This is a genomic window from Microcoleus sp. S13_C5 (assembly GCF_036700845.1).
Taxonomy (GTDB): Bacteria; Cyanobacteriota; Cyanobacteriia; order Cyanobacteriales; family Microcoleaceae; genus Microcoleus.
Genome location: NZ_JAUBPR010000003.1, coordinates 11650 through 29703, shown reverse-complemented (window position 1 = coordinate 29703; position 18054 = coordinate 11650). Strand labels below are relative to the sequence as shown.

Genomic DNA, 18054 nt, shown 5'->3' with positions numbered 1-18054 from the left:
TCCAATAAAAAATAGCTCCTCCTAGCTGTTTTTTTTGTCAGCTAAATATCAGGGAGTGCATCTACGTGTCGATATATAAAACGCTCAAAGGCAGAGCCACTAAACCTGTCGCAGGTTTTACAATGATTGAGCTATTGATAATTATTTTAATCATAGGAATATTTAGTGCGATCGTCGCCCCCTCCTGGCTAATGTTCATCAACAATTACCGTTTAAAGGCATCGCTCGATCGAGCTTATTCGGCAATGGAACTTGCCCACAGCAACGCCAAACGCGAGAAAGTTTCATGGCAAGCCAGCTTCAAACAAGTAGGAGAAAATGTACAAATAGCCGTTCACCCAGCCGACATTCCCCCAGGCCAAGTACCAGCCAGTCAATGGAAAAAGCTAGAACCGCAAATTCAAATAGATACAAATGAAACAACAGTTCTCCAAGTAAATGAAAACAACGAACAAAAAGAAAACGGCACAATCCGGCGCGTCATGTTCAACCATCGAGGTTGCCCTGTATCTCGAAGCGACCACGACTGCACCCTAACGAGTATAAGAGCCAAAGGAACCCTAACGCTATATCATCCCAACTTAAAAAATAGCCAACGCTGCATCATCATTTCCACCCTCCTAGGACATAAACGCACCTCCAAAAGACAATCAAAACCCAACGAAAACAAAAGATATTGTTACTGACAGGGCGATCAATAATTTTGGGGGTAGTCCAAGGGCATTGCCGTGCCCTCAATAGCCGTGTTGTCGATCGTTATATGCGATCGCCCGATGAATCATTTTGGCGTAGTCCAAGGGCACTGCCGTGCCCTCCCTCGCCCTGTTGTCGATCGTTATATGCGATCGCCCGATGAATCATTTTGGCGTAGTCCAAGGGCACTGCCGTGCCCTCCATCGCCCTGTTGTCGATCGTTATATTCGAGGTCAATTCCTGACGCCACATCTCAGATATAATCAACTACTTCTTACTCGGCGCAATCTTCTCAATAGAAATCAACGCCTCCATCACCGACTCCACAATCGGCGCCGCCACCGTACCCCCCGAACCCCCCTTCGGCTCATCAATCACCGCCAAAACCACATACCGAGGCGCCTCCACAGGTATGATCCCCACAAAGCTAGTAATAATCGCCTTGTCAGAATAACCCCCACCAGCCTTAGCTTTTTGAGCCGTACCCGTTTTTCCAGCAATCCGATACCCAGGAATTTGTGCAGCTTTCCCCGTACCACCATCAACCACAGTTTCCATCATTTCTAACACCTGCTTAGTAGTTTCCGGCGAAAAAACCTGCTTCGGAACCGGCCTCGGAAGCTTCCAATAAGCTTCACCGTCCCTATCAAAAAGTCCCCGCACAACGTGAGGAGTCACCAACTTGCCACCATTCGCCAAAGCGCCGTTAAGCTGCACCAACTGCATCGGAGTAATCGAAAAACCTTGCCCAAAAGCCGTAGTAGCAACTTCCACCGGAGAGTTAATAAATTGCTGGCGATTTTTAAGCTGACTGGTTACTTCAAAAGGCAAATCTGTTCCCGCAGTTTGTCCGAGCCCGAGTTTTTCTAAAGCTTGATAGTAAAGAGAAGGTTTCATACTTCTCATTACGTGAACCATCCCCACATTGCTAGAATGTTTCACAATCTCAGTAACAGTGGAAGGGCCGCGCGCGCCTACTACTTTGTAATCGGAATTTTGGATAGTCCAGCCATCCATGTAAATCCGACCTTCGTCATTAAACACAGTATTAGGTTTCACCGCCCCCGCTTCCAGAGCGATCGCCACATTAATCGCTTTAAAAGTCGAACCAGGCTCATAAACATCAGTTACAGCCCAATTTTTATAGCGCGACAAATCGAAATTAAAATATTGATTCGGGTCATAAGAAGGCTCCGCTACAACTGACAGCAATTCCCCGTTACGGGCATCCATCACAATCACTGTCCCCCGCTTCGCATCGTGTTGCTTCATTTTTTCCTTGAGGGCAATTCGGGCCGCCCGCTGCAAGCGACTGTCGATCGTCAATTGCAATTTCAAGTCATCAAGCTGCACAAATCCCGCCGTCAGCCGATCGGGAACCCAATTCCCATTGCTCGACCTGCTAAACTGAATCGACGGCATCGATCGTTCCAACAAATTCTGCTGGCTGTATTCCACCCCGGCTTGTCCCTTCCGTTCCCCGTCCACATAACCGAGAATATCCGCCGCCAACTCCTGCTGCGGGTAAAAACGCTGCTGCTGCCGCAGCAACTCCAAGCCATCGACCAGAGTACCTTTAATTTGCATCTGAGCGACGCGATCAGCAACCTCTTGAGGCAGAGAGTCCGCAATTGTAATACCGCTTTCAGCAAGATTAAACCTGCGTATCAATTCAGTTTCCGACGTAGTGCCCGGACTCAGATCGATCGCCAGCATCGGAGCCAATTTAGCAGCAATTTCCGCCTTCGAGTGGTTAAACAACTTCGGGTGAGCGTAGAGCGTGTACACCTGTCTGTCGATCGCCAAAACATTCCCTGCGCGGTCAATTATCGGGCGTCTCGGTACAAACGGCTTCGTTTTGAGAGTTTGCTGTTGCTCGGCCTGTTTACGCAACGCCGGAGCTCGCGTCACCTGCAAATAAAACAAATTCACAGCCAGCCCCAGCCCCCCCAGCATCAACACCGCCCACACGGCCCACAAACGGAACTTGCTGCGCTTTAAACGCTCCACCGGTCGCCCCCAAGATGCAGCCGTCTGTTGTGGCGATCGGCCGAAACTGCCCGAAGATCTAGGTTTGGCTGGTTTTTCCCATCCAGTACGCGCGGCGAAGCTATCCCGTAGGGAATCGCCCGCCTGTTTTGGGCGTTTGAAATTTGGCGATCTGTAGCGGTCAAAACGGGGGTCGTAGCTCATGGCATTAAAAATTCAATAGCAAGGTAGAGCGTTTTAGAATTTATAATTAATAACTTAAATTTAAAAAAATAAAATTTACGAATTGGGAATGAGCCGTCCCTATCAGGGTTTGGATCAGACCTACATTTGCATTCATTTTTTGAAGTCGTGTTAACTATTTGGAATTTGTAACTTCCGGTAGGAAGAAGGAAATCGATCGCGACTTACAAAAAAGTCAAAAAGGAAATTAGATCCTCGAATTTTCTGGCCCTCGGACACTCAGGTCCTCGGGCGCTCTACGCTTTGACACAGGTTTAATAGCCCAGCGGTGTTTCCACACCGGCTCCCTTCTTGAGAGCGGGCTCAGAATTTGGTGCCGCAACGGGCGATCGGGATTCAGGGGCCGGCTGCAAGAAAATCGTGTTTCCAGGATTCTGCGAAGCCAAACCGGTTTCGGGATTTTGGGCTTCTTTAGCAAGTTGGTGTTTCAAGACTTCGCTAGAAGCACTCAATTGCTGTTCCCGCAGACGCAGAGTTTCCAGTTTTTGATACTCCTGACTCCAGCGCTGCTCGCCGTAAACTGTCAAGCCGTAGAGACTCAGAACACCGCCCAAAATCATAACTGCTACCACTGAGGAGGCGCGCTGTGCCTGCAGGAGCGATCGCAACCACACTGGGTGCTGTTGGCGATCGGGCAAGACTTTGATCACCGATGCGGACGATCGAGCCTGAGCCTGTTCGTCGGCTGGCGAGTAGTTGGGCAATACCGGCCCTGTCTTCGCCCGCCTAGCTCGGGCAATAGAAGTAACTTTGCTTTTGGCTGGGCCCGTAGCGGGCTTGCGGGTCGATCGGGAGCGGGGAGAATCCGGGGATCTGATAGCAGCGGTCATAGAGTTCACCAATACGTAAAGTGGGGTAGCTTCAGCTTGATTGAGGTTAAGAGTTTTTTTTCTCGACGAGCGCCAGTTGTGGCAATCTGGGTTCGATCGGTTATCCTTACCAAAGATACCTCACAAGCCAACCAACCCATCCTACCACTGGTCTCTTTGACTTCAGGATTTGCCAAAAAAAAGAAATCTTTGCTGGTTAGCGATAATCTATGTGAAATTTATGAATAAATGCAGTATTGTAATCAACGAGCGAATCGTTGAGCTATTCGTGCCAGCATTGTTTCTCAAGTAAACTATCCCCTTCCTTGCGATGGGTTTTCAATGTTAAGGAGTTTTTATGAACAAGGGATTAATTCGTTTGACTTTGGTAGTGGGCTTGGCAGTAGCCCTCGGCGCCTGCGGAGGAGATGCCGGCGGCGGCGGTGGCTCTAGCCCCACTCCGGGTGGCGCTGGCGGCGCTGGCGGCGCTGGCGGCGCTGGCACTACTACTACTACTCCTCCTGCTTCTTCTCCATCTCCCAAGTCCACTCCTGGGGCTGGTGGAGCTGGCGCTGGTGGATCTGGGGCTGGCGGGGCTGGTGGAACAGCTTCCCCTTCTCCTAAAAAGCCCTAACTAGGGCGATCCGAGAGTGTTTGCCCAACGAGCCTAGCCTCCAGGTGAAAAATTGTTCGCTCCTCGCATTTTTTCATCTCATAGGTCTAGGTCTCAAGTTGGGTGTTAGTTGTAGTCTGATGCTTTTACTAAAGTTCAGTACGTCCCCTTACAGCAGCAAAGTCCGCTGATTCATGGCGTTACAAGAGCGTTCCCTTTCAAGTAGAAAATTTGACTCCCGGCCTGCTGGTTTTGAAAATCAAGCTTGTGACGGGAGGTTTGAAGACAGTGCCAATGCTGCTGCCTCAACTGAATATCAACCGGAGGATCTCGCAGACTCGACTCAAATTTTGCACTCTATCGAGTCTCGCTTGCCTTGCCCGCCACTGTTCCCACAGACGAGAAAAAAGCAAGCTGAGGCTTGGATGCTCGAAAACTGGCGGGATGAAAGCATCAGCATTGCTACTCGATTTGTGGACTACGAGTTTCGCGTATGTGCGGTCAAGCACATCGAACCCTCTGTTTTGAGCCAGTTTAGTGATTCAATTGACGCCGCCCCAGTTCGGTATTAACCCTGCCTCGGCAAAACTCGCTCCCGTTGCGCCTGAGTGCTGCTTTAAACCTATGACACCGTCGCTGGTAGGATGATGCTAGTTTGGTAGGCTATGCCTTGAGCATGGCAGATATTGCTGCTCTCGCCATGCTGAGTCCTTTAGCTTTAATTCTTCAATATCGAGTTAAGTATCCTTCGCTGTTTGAACGTATTGCCCCAATTCATGGGCTTTGTGGGCAAACCCAGCCTCCGGGAGGTGAAAGTCTACCGATCCGGCGATCGTCCCTGCCTGAAAATTCCAGGTAAACTATTAACGGCTCCCCAACACTTACAGGATTGACCCTCCGGGAGCGGCAAATCGACAATAGGTTGAAAAAGCTATTTATCACATATTAATAATAAAGTCAAGAATATTAGGGAAAAAATATAAATTTTTCAATTTGTTTTAATATTTCTATACTTAGGTGTTAGCAGTAAAACCCCAGCTCGGCCGCAGGCAAGGCAACAGCCTGCTGTGTGTCAAGGGCGCGCGCTGGAGCAGCAGCAGGCAAGATCATGCTAATCAGTGGTAGGATCAGCGATAAAAAATGTATCGAAATGTAAAGTGCAGCGCCACTCTAGGTTTTGAAAGCCATTTAGTTAAAAGATTGAGGTAAGGAGTTTTATGCCCGCGACCGTCCCCTTTGAACAGATTGACCGCATTGTTTGGAATCAGCACCACGATCCATTTGAAGTGCTAGGCCCTCACGCGATCGAAGAAAATGGCAAAAAAGTCTGGGTCGTCCGAGCTTATCTGCCGAATGCGGATGCGGTATCCGTAGTTTTGCCGGAGGCTAGGGCCCAATACCCGATGAAATCAGAGCATCACCCTCACTTTTTTGAATGTACGATCGACACCCCAGAACTAGCAAACTATCAATTGCGGGTCAAAGAAGGGGAACACGAGCGCTTCATCTACGATCCCTACGCCTTTCGATCGCCCAAACTCACAGAATTCGACCAGCACCTATTCTCAGAAGGCAATCACCACCGCATTTATGAAAAACTCGGGGCGCACCTCACGGAGGTAGGCGGCATCACAGGAGTATATTTTGCCGTGTGGGCTCCGAATGCTCGCAATGTCTCTGTTTTAGGAGATTTCAACTATTGGGACGGCCGCAAACATCAAATGCGGAAATCGCAAAACGGCATCTGGGAATTATTTATTCCGGGACTATCCGTGGGAACTTCCTACAAATACGAAGTGAAAAACCAAGACGGACATCCCTACGAAAAGTCCGATCCTTACGGTTTCCAGCAAGAAGTGCGGCCGAAAACAGCATCAATTGTCACCGACTTAGACACCTACACTTGGCACGACAGCACTTGGATCGAAAAGCGGCGGCACACGGACCCACTGACGCAGCCGATTTCGGTTTACGAATGCCACATCGGTTCTTGGCTGCACGCCGCTACTGACGAACCCGCCGTGCTACCAAATGGGGAAATAGAACCCCCCGTGCAAGTTTCGGAACTCAATCCCGGGGCGCGCTTTCTGACTTACCGGGAATTAGCCGATCGGCTGATTCCCTACGTCAAAGATTTGGGATTCACTCACATCGAAATGCTGCCGATCGCCGAACATCCTTTCGACGGTTCTTGGGGCTATCAAGTCACAGGCTATTTCGCCCCAACTTCCCGCTACGGCAAACCTGAAGATTTCATGTATTTTGTTGACCAGTGCCACGCCAACGGCATTGGCGTACTGGTGGACTGGGTACCGGGACATTTCCCCAAAGACGGCCACGGTTTGGCTTTTTTTGACGGAACTCACTTGTACGAACACGCCGACCCCCGCAAGGGCGAGCACAAAGAGTGGGGAACCCTAGTATTTAACTACGGCCGCAACGAAGTGCGGAATTTCCTAGTATCAAACGCTCTGTTCTGGTTTGACAAGTACCACATCGACGGAATTCGCGTAGATGCCGTAGCCTCGATGCTTTATTTGGATTACTGCCGCGAACCCGGTGAATGGCTGACCAACCAATACGGAGGGCGTGAAAATATCGAGGCGGCGGATTTTCTGCGACAAGCGAATCACGTCATTTTTAGCTATTTCCCAGGTGCGCTGTCGATCGCCGAAGAATCTACCTCTTGGCCGATGGTATCTTGGCCGACCTATGTAGGTGGTTTGGGTTTCAACCTGAAGTGGAACATGGGTTGGATGCACGATATGCTCGACTATTACCACATGGACCCGTGGTTCCGCCAGTTCCACCAGAACAACATCACTTTCAGTATGTGGTACAACCACAGCGAGAATTTCATGCTGGCTTTGTCCCACGATGAAGTAGTGCACGGCAAAGCCCACATCATCGGGAAAATGCCAGGGGACGAATGGCAAAAGTTTGCAAACGTGCGGTGTTTGTTTACTTTTATGTTTACTCATCCCGGAAAGAAAACGATCTTTATGGGGATGGAGTTTGGTCAGTGGCACGAGTGGAACGTTTGGGGAGATTTGCAGTGGCAGTTGCTGCAATTCGAGCCGCACCAAAAGTTGAAGCTGTTTTTTAAAGATTTGAACAATTTGTACCGCAGCGAAACGGCACTTTACAGTCAAGATTTTGCTGAGGATGGGTTTGAGTGGATTGATTGCAGCGACAATCGACACAGTGTCGTGGCTTTTGTGCGCCGAGAGAAGGATGGCGACGAGTTTGTGGTGACGGTGTGCAATTTTACGCCGCAGCCGCACTCTCACTATCGGGTAGGAGTACCGGAACCAGGTTTCTATACGGAGTTGTTTAACAGCGACGCGCGGGAATACGGTGGCAGCAATATGGGGAATTTGGGGGGTAAGTGGACTGAGGAGTGGTGGTTCCACAACAGTGCTTATTCGATCGACTTGTGTTTGCCACCTTTGGGGGTGTTGATTTTAAAGCTCGATCGGGCAAAAACAACAGCAAAATCTCAAGAGTTTTAAGTTGTGAGTCGTGAGAGTTTTGAGTTAAGAAGAATCAAAACTTTATTAAACCTAAAACTTTGAGGGTATTCAGAAACCCGGTTTCTCCAAGAAATCGGGTTTTTTTTGTTTTGTTGTTGTAGTGAATATCTGGACGGGGTGATCAACCAATCAAAAGACCTACTGATGACGGAGGTTTGCATAATAGCGGGAGGATTTTTAGTTTTTTTGTAGGTGTGCCCATGATGCTCCCGAAGGCGTGTATTTTCAGAACAGGCGGGACGCTTAACTCATACTCCCCACAAGAATCATCCTCCCATTGTGCAAGCCGAATTAATTATAATTAGGGGCAATAAAATACCATTTTTTCAGATGTGTATCATGGCTATGTTCTTGATTATATCTATGTTTTGACGGGGTTGTCATCGACTGAAGTGCGTAAATCATCTTCTTGTTTAAGTTGTATTAATTACCAATGCCAATTTTTAATGCCAAATTTTTAATGCCAAAATTTTAATTTCGAGTATCGGAAGCGCCAAGATTATAAGAAACTTTTGACGGCTCAACTGTTACTACTTCCGAAATAGATTGTTCGGTCCCCGCCTCCAAAGTTGGCAGTGGTAGATGCTTCATTTCCCAAACTTTTAGCAAAATTAGATATTCATAAAAAGCTTGCAACGTGCACCAAGCCAATCCCGCTTGGCCGTCAAGAAATCCGCCGAGTAAAATATACATATAGAAAAAGCGCACCACAGGCCGCAAAGGCAAGCGCAAAGAAAAATCTTTCAAAGCGCGACGCCTTTCCACCTCCGACGCGCCAAACAATAAATCCCACCAATTTACTTGGCCCGCTTCTAATTGACGGAGAGTTTCAGCCGCCTCGTCAGTCGAGTAGCGGTTGTGCTTTTCAATCCAGCGGGAAAGACCTTTGCTGCAAGTATAGTGAGGGTAAGTTTCCTTCAAAAAGTGAGTAGGCCCGTTGCAGACTTCCCGTTCAGTGTGACCGTAGTCAGTAAACCACACTCTGTCTTTGCGAAAGAGACGCATTTGATAACGGGGATATTGAGTGCTGCGGCGAATCCAGCGCTCCATAAATATTACTTTTTCAGCTATGTAATAGCCGATATATTCTTGAGTTTCGATCGCCTTTAAGCATTCAGCAAACAGTGCAGGCGTCATCCGCTCGTCAGCTTCGAGGATGTAAACCCATTCGTACTTGCACGGGACTTCTTGGAGCATCCAAGTCCGTTGGCGTCCGTGAGTTTCAAAGCGGTGCTGCACTGTTTGCACGGCATAGTTCTGAACAATCTCAAGGGTGCGATCGGTGCTGAAAGAATCAACTACAATGATATCGTCACAAAGCAGTGCCGATTCAATGCAAGCGGCGATATCAATCTCTTCGTTGTAAGTCAGAATATAAATTGAGAACATTCCCAGCTTTCAGTAAGGGCAAACTATTGGGTAAACAAACTATTTCTCAGGGATGTCTCGACCAGCGCGATCCCTGCCAACGCTGGTCAATTTTTGCGGTGGCCGAACCGCAGAATTCCCATACTTCTCAATCCTGTCCAACCAACAGTAATGTAGCCGATCGCTAACAGCAAACTGCTGATTCCCGTCTGCAAACTCGAATTTCTCGATCGAGTTCTTAACTCTTTCTCTTTTTGTTGCTTGCGGGTGCGAATCTCGTTGCGAGCTTGAGTGGGAAGTGCTTGAGCTTGCTGTTCCAGGAACTTGTCGAGGGCTTTCGGGTCATTTTTCGACTCCTGAAGCACAGCTTTCAATTCCTTGGGAACCTCTGGACTCTTGAGTGCTTGTTGCAACTTCCCGTCGTCTTGCAGCAGCGTGGCTATCTGGGTGCGACGCTGGCTTTTGAGCTGTTCTACCTGAGCTTTAAATTGAGCGCTTTTAAGTTGTGCCTCAAGTTGACCTTCCGCTTGTCCAGCTTCTTGATCGACTTGAGCCAGAGCATCCTTGAGTTCCAAACGAGTATTGTTGAGGTGAACGGGAACCAGAGATAGGTAAACTAGACCTAACAAGCTGGAAATTAACAGCGCCCAGAATCGCAAGTCCAGCCAAACCTTGCGTCGCTCAATAGAGACTCCACTGCTGCTGTCAACCCAAAAGCCAGTCATCAGGAGGGCGATACCGATCAAAGGAATAATGCCCCTGTCCACTATCTGAGTTGCAGCAGCCAACTGCCAGGCTCGATTGAGAAGGTCTGAAGTTTCTCCCGGCAGCGACAGAACAATACAGTCAAGCAAAGCAGAGAGAATCAAGATAATCCCAACTACTTTTAGAGTTCGAGCAGCTACTGAAGAAAATTGACGGCTATTACTTGCTTTCATAATTCGTGTTAGATAATTCTACACCGTTCGATTCAAGGGGGTAGTTGAGTGGATTTTGTTGAACGAGTTAAGCTATTTTCCACCAAAATAGCTGCTTCGGGTACCGAACTCGACTTTCCTCTGGGTTTTCACAGGCTGCGGTTGCGACCCAAAAGGTCGAGTTTCTGCACAGCTATAGAGAGTTGGACACAGGTGGCTGTGCGCTTCAGGCTTGGCTGTAAAGCTTGGTCAAGATAGGGTTCAGAAACTTCAGCAAGCAACTGCTGGCTTCTTCTATAGTCTGACCAATCCAGCGTAAAGATGAGCTCTGCACACTTGGGTTCCTGGTTTTAACTAACTTTCGCTCGCGTGGCGGTGTCAGAAATAATAGACACAGGAGGAGCGCGTTTCGTTGGGTTTCACCCCCTAGGGCTCTCACTACCCGATCGCCTGCCCGAGGCGGTGGAACTAAATCCCTTGTCTTATAGTAATTGATATAAGAGAGGGCGGGAATAAATAATTGTTTACCAACCTTTTTAACCTCCAATTACCAACAGCAGGATACGGCAGCCACAGATAGAGGAGTAGCTGTTTTTTACTTGGGAATTATGTTTTCTAGCTCAGCTTAGCCGTCGGTAATTTTTACTTATCCATTTTTGCTTAAAAGTTACCAATTACTAATTAATTTTTTAATCAAATGGAAGTATTAATTAGTGGCAGATTAACTGATTGATTATTCAATAGCAAAAGTGCCAAAGCTCACATTTTTTGGTAGGATAATTTTGATCGCTGTTCAAATTGGGTGGTAATGACTGCAATGATTTCTGATGTTTACACGTTGAGAGAACTTGAAAGATCGATCGCGTCCGAGCCGGACAAGTGGCGTCCGATCGTGTTTACTAACGGCTGCTTCGATATCCTGCACTGCGGTCACGTCCGCTATTTGCAGGCGGCAAAAAATTTGGGGCGATCGCTCGTCGTGGGCTTGAATAGCGACGCCAGCGTTCAAGCTATCAAACCGCAGCAGCCGGGATTGCCACCCCGCCCGATCATACCGGAAAATCAGCGAGCCGAAGTGTTAGCAGCCCTCAAACCAGTAGACGCCGTAGTAATTTTTTCGGAGATTACAGCAACTAAACTGATAAATATCCTGAAGCCTGATATATACGTTAAAGGAGGCGACTATCAAGTCGAAACTCTGCCGGAAGCACCGACTGTTATCGCCGCAGGTGGCAAGATTTCCTTAATCGAAATAGAAGTTCCGAGTTCTACCAGTGCGATCGTCAAACGCATTTTACAATTAGGTACTTAACCCTCGATCGCAAACAGCAAACAGTGAGCTAAACTCAGAAGTTGCCCCATCAAAAAAGACTAAAGTACGCGCGTGCGAAGCTATCCCGTAGGGAATCGCTCGTACAACTTCATCCCAATTGCTAAGCAGGAGATAATTTTAATGGAACTCATAAGCAATAACACGATCGCGGAAATCATACAAAGACACAAAGCAGAGTTACTAGCAGACTGGCTCAAAGAACTGCAAAATACCGGGCTGCGGCGGGACGACTTGATGAGAGCCAAAGAATTGCGCTCCGAGTGTCAAGAGTTCCTGCAATTGCTCCACATTGCAGTGGGGCACGGTAACTTTAGCGACATCCAGACACCCGAATGGGAAAATATGCGGGTGCTGCTAGCAGAAGTTTCGCGATCGCGCGTTCAGAGAGGCTTTACTCCCTCAGAGATAGCGAGTTTCATTTTATGCTTCAAAAAGCCATTGTTCGATCGGCTTTGTCATGAACTAACAGAAAACCGCGACGCACTTGTCGAACAACTTTGGCTTTCCACCAGTTTATTAGACCAGCTTGGTCTTTGGGTGACAGAAATTTTTCTCAAAGCTCGCGAAGAAGTCATCGAACGCCAACAGCAAGAAATGCTCGAATTGTCAACACCCGTAGTCAAACTTTGGCAAGGCATTCTCGCTTTACCCATGATCGGGACTCTCGACAGTGCCCGCACTCAAATAGTAATGGAAACTCTGTTGCAGGAAATCATGGAAAGCGGCTCAGAATTTGCGATTTTAGACATTACAGGCGTGCCGACTGTTGACACTTTAGTTGCTCAACATTTATTAAAAACTGTCGCCGCCGCCCGTTTAATGGGTACTGAGTGCATCATCAGCGGCATTCGCCCGCAAATAGCTCAAACCATAGTTCATTTGGGAGTTGACTTGCAGGATATTCTCACAAAAGCTACTTTAGCAGATGCTTTTAAAGTCGCTTTGCAGCGCCAAGGTTTAACTATAAAAAATATTAAAGAGGAAATATAAAATTATTGCGCTCTGACATGAGAAATCAAGTAAATTTTAGCAAATAGGGGAAATTGTGGAACGAATACCGATACTTCAAATGGGAGAGTTTTTGCTAGTAACAATTCAAGTAGATATGCACGATCGCTTAGCAATGACCCTGCAAGATGACCTGACAAACCGCATCGTCAAAACAGGTGTTAAAGGTGTTTTAATAGAAATCTCTTCCCTCGAAATAGTTGATTCTTTTATCGGTCGCATTATCAATAATATCGCTAGTATGTCGCGAATTTTAGATGCGGAAACAGTTGTGGTCGGGATGCAGCCAGCGGTTGCTATTACGCTCGTTGAGTTGGGGCTTTCCCTGACAGGAGTTCGCACAGCTTTAAGCGTTGAAAAGGGCATGATTTTGTTGCGAAAATCCTTGGGTTTTTCTCCTAACGAGAATGCGCGAGCAGTTGATAAATTGTCCTCTGACTGAGGTACAGGCAGTCATGAAACCTAGTTTGTTTGTAGATACCTTGTTGAGAAACTGAAGATTTCTTAGGAGAGGGCTTACGCACTCAAGGGGGTTAAATCAAGGGTTTGAGATTCCTGCACTATGTTCTCTTTTGAGAGAAAATCGTAGTAAGTGCGTAAGTCCTATTAGGAGAAACTAAGTTCATGAGTGTAAGTCCTATATTTTGGGGAGAAGTTCTATTTTGGTACAGTAGCCACCATGTCAAAACGTGAGACACTAGAAATCCGATCGTCATCCGATATAGTCCACGTCCGACAGCAAGTGCGAACTTGGGCTGTAGCAATGGGATTCGGTTTACTAGACCAAACGAAAATCGTTACCGCAGCCAGCGAACTCGCCCGCAATACTGTAGAGTACGGGAAAGGGGGAACTGTAACTCTCGAAACGCTCCAATTAGGCAACCGCAAAGGGCTACGGCTGATATTTGAAGACAAGGGCCCGGGAATTCCAGACATCGAATTGGCAATGACTGACGGTTATACTTCTAATCACGGTTTGGGTTTGGGGCTCAGTGGTTCCAAGCGGTTGATGCACGAATTTGAGATTGTTTCCAAAGTGGGTAAGGGAACTAAAATTGCGATCGTCCGCTGGCGGTGAGTGAGTAATACGATTTGAGAGTTGAGATTTTAGATTACAGCATAGGGAATGACTGAGGACGATCGGGGTTTGGAGCTTGCGTATAGTTGTATTATTTTTTAAATTGGTATAAAGAGTAACCAGCAAAGCCAAGAAGTGATTCTTGGAATCCCACACCATACCCGGAGAGGGTTGGCGTATGGAGGATTTCATTATGAGAACTGATAAAAAATGATAGATGCCGTAGCCTTGCCCGTAACAGAAGAAAGTCAAGTCGGAGAAGCGCGGCGAATCGCAGTCGCCCTGGCGGCCGAAGTCGAATTTAACGATACCGAGCGCGGTAAAGTGGCAATTGTTACCACCGAAGCAGCAAAAAACGTGATCAAGCACGCCCGCGAAGGAGAAATTTTGCTGCGAACATTCAAAACAGCGGCAGGATATAGCATTGAAATAGTAGCGCTAGACCGGGGGCAGGGCATGGCAAATGTCGCGCTGTGTCTGCGGGACGGTTTTTCTACAGCGGGAAGCCCTGGAACTGGACTGGGGGCAATTAAACGCCTCTCTACTTTTTTTGATATTCATTCTGTACCAAAACTGGGGACAGCCTTATTAGCGCGGCTGGAACCGACCCAAAATAGCCGGGAAGCATCCCAAAACAGCAACTACTTAGAATTAGGGGTTATCCACTTACCAAAAGCAGGAGAGCAAATTTGCGGCGATTCGTGGGCGACAGAAAATCACCTTGACAAAAACCTGATTTTAGTTGCAGACGGGCTCGGCTACGGGGATTTGGCCCAGGAAGCGTCTCGCGAAGCAGTGCGTGTATTTCAAGAAAACGCCAAACTCGGGCCCAAAGCAATTTTAGAGAAGGCGCACGCTGCTTTAAAAAATACCAGAGGAGCGGCTGCGGCGATCGCCCAAATTGATCCTACGCAACAAACAGTTTGTTTTGCCGGAATTGGCAACATCAGCGGTGTAGTGGTCACAGATAACCAAAGCCGCACCATGGTTTCCTACAATGGCACAGTTGGACATATGATGCGAAAAGTAGCAGAATTTGTTTATCCTTGGTCGCAGCAGTCCCTACTCATCATGCACTCCGACGGTTTGGCGGCGCAGTGGAATTTAAACCGCTACCCGGGTTTAGCCTCCAGACATCCAGCTTTAATCGCAGCCGTGCTCTACCGGGACTTCAAACGCACTCGCGATGACATGACAGTTATAGTAGCCAAGGTCAGGAACCCCATAGCTAAAGCTAGGGGCTTGCAAACTGTTGGGTTCTAACGAGCCCAAGCAAGCAATCCCGAACCTGACCAGCCTAAGACTTAACCACAAGTCTACGTTTTCAAGGTCACGATACCGACAAATGCGTAGCTAGTTTGTTGCTCTATCGTCGATTGTTAAACATTCTTAACGGGGTTAAGGAAGTGCAATCGACCTAACAAATCTTGAAAACTTTGGCGAAGCTAACGTTACGAGAAATCAGAAGAGACGCAAAAATGTCTAACCAAATCCTAGTTCTAGATACGAATCGAAAACCTTTAGTACCCTGTACGCCAGGGATGGCACGGTCATTGCTTAAAGCAAGAAAGGCTAATGTCTTTCGCCGATACCCGTTCACCATCATTATCACAAAGGAAGTTGAAGATACTCCAGAATCTCTAACTTTAAAATTAGATCCTGGCAGCAAAGTAACGGGCATTGCTTTACTTAAAAATGACAAGCTGATTTGGGCAGCAGAGTTGACTCATAGAGGATCAGCCATCAAAGATGCTTTATTGTCACGCCGTCAATTACGGAGAGGACGACGTAACCGTAAAACCCGGTATCGTAAAGCCCGATTTCTAAATCGCACTCGTCATGAAGGTTGGTTAGCGCCCAGCTTGCAACATCGAGTAGATACGATATTGACTTGGGTTAACCGTATTTCTCGCTATGCTCCCGTAGGTTCACTGGTTCAGGAATTGGTCAGATTTGACTTGCAATTGATGCAGAATCCTGAAATTAGTGGTGTCGAATATCAGCAGGGAGAACTACAGGGTTACGAGGTCAAAGAGTATTTGCTCAATAAGTTCAATCGTCAGTGCGTTTACTGCGGTGCAAAAGATACAAAGCTAGAGGTCGAGCATATCCACCCACGCTCTAAAGGTGGCTCTAATAGGGTTTCTAACCTGGCTCTGGCTTGCCATCCCTGCAACCAGCGGAAAGGTAATCAAGATATCAAAGATTTCCTCTCAGGCAAACCTGAAATTTTAAAGAGGGTATTGGCACAGAGCAAATCACCTTTAAAAGATGCAACAGCAATTAACGCTACCCGATGGGCTTTATTCAATGCTTTGAAAACAACGGGTTTACCTGTGGGCACTGGATCTGGAGGCAAAACAAAGTTCAATCGGAGTCGATTAGGTCTTCCCAAAACTCATTGGCTTGATGCCGCCTGTGTTGGTGACACTCCGAGATTAGAAATTTTGACATTGCAGCCGTTGTTGATTAAATCAGCAGGGCATGGGACTCGCCAAATGTGCGGTACTAATAAATGTGGTTTTCCAATTCGTCACCGTACAAGAGTCCAGATTCACAAAGGTTTCCAAACAGGCGATCTCGTTAAAGCAACCGTTACCTCTGGAAAGAAAATCGGCTTTTACGTTGGGCGGGTTCTTTGTCGGGCAACTGGTAGTTTCGATATCGCGACGCTCACGGGAAGAGTTACGGGCATTAGTCACAAATACTGCACACCAATCCATAAAAAAGATGGTTACAACTATAGCTATTGATTTGGCTGTTGAGGGGGCATCGAACCCCCTCAACAACCACTCTTATCCCTCCCCATGTCTGAAGCCAGAGGTTTCTCGGAGGTTTTGGTGAAAAGCAGCAGTTATCCAATCCTGACGACGGAAGTCCGCTTTGAACAAGACATTGTACAAGTACGCCAAAGAGCTCGCCAAATTGCTAAAGGGCTGGGATTCGATTCCCAAGTACAAACCCGCATCGCCACAGCAGTTTCCGAAATTGCCCGCAATGCTTTCAAATATGCAGGCGGTGGCAAAGTAGAATTCATTGTGGAAGGGGAATCGCCCCAAATTTTTCGGACTCGGATTTCTGACACGGGGCCGGGAATTGCTGATTTACCGGCTGTGTTGAGCCCCAATTTTCGATCGCAAACCGGTGCGGGACTCGGTTTAGCAGCAGCCAAACGGTTGATGGACGAAGTACAAATCGACTCTGCGCCCGATCGCGGAACGGCTGTACAATTAATTAAACAGTTTTCCAAACATATGCCCGCGCTGAGTGCGATCGAACTAAATCAATTAGTTGACAAACTAGCGCGCCAAATTCCCGAAGATCCCTATGCCGAAATTCAGCAGCAAAATCAAGAATTACTACGCACTTTAGACGAACTCCGCCAGCGTCAAGAAGAACTCGTACAATTAAATCAACAACTAGAAGATACCAATCGCGGAGTCCTCGCACTTTACGCTGAATTGAACGATAAAGCCGAATCTCTCCGGCGTGCCAGCGAACTCAAGACGAGCTTTCTCTCCAATATGAGCCACGAGTTTCGCACTCCGCTAACGGCAATTATGAGCCTTTCTGAAATATTGTTAAATCGCCTCGACGGAGAACTTTCAGCAGAACAGGACAAGCAAGTAAATTACATTTACAAATCCGCCGAGTCTCTCGCAGAACTTGTCAACGACTCGTTAGATTTAGCCAAAGTCGAAGCCGGAAAACTAACTGTTCGCTTGGCTGATTTTGAAGTCGAAGATTTGTTCAGCGCCCTGCGAGGAATGATGCGCCCCCTGCTTCCCCAAAACTCTGCTGTTTCTATAATTTTTGAAGATCCTCTCGAACTTCCAATCCTCACAACCGACGAGGGAAAAGTTTCTCAGATTTTGCGAAATCTGATTTCTAATGCCCTCAAATTTACCGAAGCAGGTGAAGTTCGAGTTGCTGCGGAAATAGGAGAGGAGGGAACAGTTACTTTTTCAGTAGCAGATACGGGCATCGGCATTCCTCCAGCCGATCAAAGGCGAATTTTTGAAGAATTTGTCCAACTCGAAAACCCCTTGCAGAAGGGCGTCAAAGGCACGGGATTGGGATTGTCTCTGTGCAAAAAACTGGCGGAATTTCTAGGGGGAAGCATTGAAATCACAAGTTCGCCCGGAGTGGGTTCGACTTTTTTTGTCACACTGCCGATTCTGTATCCTGGAGAGGAAGAAAACCCTTTGGAAATGTCCGCTGGCAAGGGAGATGAAATATCGCTGAAAAGCGCAAATTCTCGTAGCTTGCGGGGTTCCGGGCCATCGCCAGCGGCGGATTCAGCAGCCAAAGTTTTGATTGGGGAGGATGAAGAGAGTTTTTCGGTATTTGCTGAAAAAATTGCCACCAATTCATTGTACTGCGATATAGGTCGCCAAAGGCGCTGATGGTGGATGCGACTGCTCCTTGAGCAACCGCAAGCAATTTTTATCGACATTATGATACCGGATC

Annotated in this window: 16 protein-coding genes; 11 read left to right on the top strand and 5 right to left on the bottom strand. The window is 47.5% G+C overall.

What is annotated here, in order from left to right; translation table 11 throughout:
* The first annotated feature begins 65 nt into the window (after nucleotides 1-65).
* Nucleotides 66-686 carry a prepilin-type N-terminal cleavage/methylation domain-containing protein gene (locus tag QUA04_RS01625; RefSeq protein WP_445242272.1) on the top strand — a complete coding sequence of 207 codons (621 nt, stop codon included), beginning with the start codon at nucleotides 66-68 and terminating at the stop codon, nucleotides 684-686.
* Nucleotides 687-756: 70 nt separating this feature from the next.
* Here QUA04_RS01625 and QUA04_RS01620 read toward each other — a convergent pair whose 3' ends face one another.
* The 3 genes from QUA04_RS01620 to QUA04_RS01610 form a co-directional block, all read right to left on the bottom strand.
* Nucleotides 757-960 (bottom strand): hypothetical protein, encoded by a 204-nt coding sequence (locus QUA04_RS01620; protein ID WP_333253149.1) that lies wholly within the window; start codon nucleotides 958-960, stop codon nucleotides 757-759.
* On the bottom strand, nucleotides 961-2886 hold the full coding sequence (locus QUA04_RS01615) for a penicillin-binding protein 2 (protein ID WP_333253148.1): 1926 nt from the start codon (nucleotides 2884-2886) through the stop codon (nucleotides 961-963).
* A 293-nt stretch (nucleotides 2887-3179) separates the two neighbouring features.
* A complete protein-coding gene (locus QUA04_RS01610) occupies nucleotides 3180-3755 on the bottom strand; it encodes a hypothetical protein (RefSeq protein ID WP_333253146.1) in 576 nt (191 codons plus the stop codon).
* A 337-nt stretch (nucleotides 3756-4092) separates the two neighbouring features.
* Here QUA04_RS01610 and QUA04_RS01605 point away from each other — a divergent pair, with 337 nt between their 5' ends.
* From QUA04_RS01605 to glgB, 3 genes are all read left to right on the top strand, one after another.
* Nucleotides 4093-4368, top strand: a complete 276-nt coding sequence (locus tag QUA04_RS01605; RefSeq protein WP_333253144.1) for a serine protease — start codon at nucleotides 4093-4095, stop codon at nucleotides 4366-4368.
* 173 nt (nucleotides 4369-4541) lie between these two features.
* Nucleotides 4542-4919, top strand: coding sequence for a hypothetical protein (locus QUA04_RS01600; RefSeq protein ID WP_333253141.1), 378 nt, complete (start codon nucleotides 4542-4544; stop codon nucleotides 4917-4919).
* 645 nt (nucleotides 4920-5564) lie between these two features.
* A complete protein-coding gene (gene glgB, locus QUA04_RS01595) occupies nucleotides 5565-7859 on the top strand; it encodes a 1,4-alpha-glucan branching enzyme (protein ID WP_333253139.1) in 2295 nt (764 codons plus the stop codon).
* Nucleotides 7860-8351: 492 nt separating this feature from the next.
* On the opposite strand, the gene QUA04_RS01590 is transcribed toward glgB, so the two are convergent.
* Together QUA04_RS01590 and hpsJ-B are read right to left on the bottom strand one after the other, a co-directional pair.
* A complete protein-coding gene (locus QUA04_RS01590; RefSeq protein ID WP_333253136.1) occupies nucleotides 8352-9269 on the bottom strand; it encodes a glycosyltransferase family 2 protein in 918 nt (305 codons plus the stop codon).
* 86 nt (nucleotides 9270-9355) lie between these two features.
* Nucleotides 9356-10186: a hormogonium polysaccharide biosynthesis protein HpsJ gene (hpsJ-B, locus tag QUA04_RS01585; protein ID WP_333253134.1), complete on the bottom strand. Its 831-nt coding sequence runs from the start codon at nucleotides 10184-10186 to the stop codon at nucleotides 9356-9358.
* Nucleotides 10187-10973: 787 nt separating this feature from the next.
* On the opposite strand from hpsJ-B, the gene rfaE2 reads away from it, so the two are divergent.
* From rfaE2 to QUA04_RS01550, 7 genes are all read left to right on the top strand, one after another.
* Nucleotides 10974-11477 (top strand): D-glycero-beta-D-manno-heptose 1-phosphate adenylyltransferase, encoded by a 504-nt coding sequence (rfaE2, locus tag QUA04_RS01580; protein ID WP_333253132.1) that lies wholly within the window; start codon nucleotides 10974-10976, stop codon nucleotides 11475-11477.
* A gap of 141 nt (nucleotides 11478-11618) precedes the next feature.
* A complete protein-coding gene (locus QUA04_RS01575; protein WP_333253130.1) occupies nucleotides 11619-12488 on the top strand; it encodes an STAS domain-containing protein in 870 nt (289 codons plus the stop codon).
* Between the two features lie 55 nt (nucleotides 12489-12543).
* Nucleotides 12544-12948, top strand: a complete 405-nt coding sequence (locus tag QUA04_RS01570) for an STAS domain-containing protein (RefSeq protein ID WP_333253128.1) — start codon at nucleotides 12544-12546, stop codon at nucleotides 12946-12948.
* A 237-nt stretch (nucleotides 12949-13185) separates the two neighbouring features.
* On the top strand, nucleotides 13186-13584 hold the full coding sequence (locus QUA04_RS01565) for an anti-sigma regulatory factor (protein ID WP_333166309.1): 399 nt from the start codon (nucleotides 13186-13188) through the stop codon (nucleotides 13582-13584).
* Between the two features lie 210 nt (nucleotides 13585-13794).
* Complete coding sequence (locus QUA04_RS01560; protein WP_333253126.1) at nucleotides 13795-14847, top strand: ATP-binding SpoIIE family protein phosphatase; 1053 nt, start codon at nucleotides 13795-13797, stop codon at nucleotides 14845-14847.
* A 215-nt stretch (nucleotides 14848-15062) separates the two neighbouring features.
* Nucleotides 15063-16337, top strand: coding sequence for an RNA-guided endonuclease IscB (gene iscB, locus QUA04_RS01555; RefSeq protein WP_333253124.1), 1275 nt, complete (start codon nucleotides 15063-15065; stop codon nucleotides 16335-16337).
* Nucleotides 16338-16391: 54 nt separating this feature from the next.
* On the top strand, nucleotides 16392-17990 hold the full coding sequence (locus QUA04_RS01550; protein WP_333253122.1) for an ATP-binding protein: 1599 nt from the start codon (nucleotides 16392-16394) through the stop codon (nucleotides 17988-17990).
* Nucleotides 17991-18054: the final 64 nt, after the last annotated feature.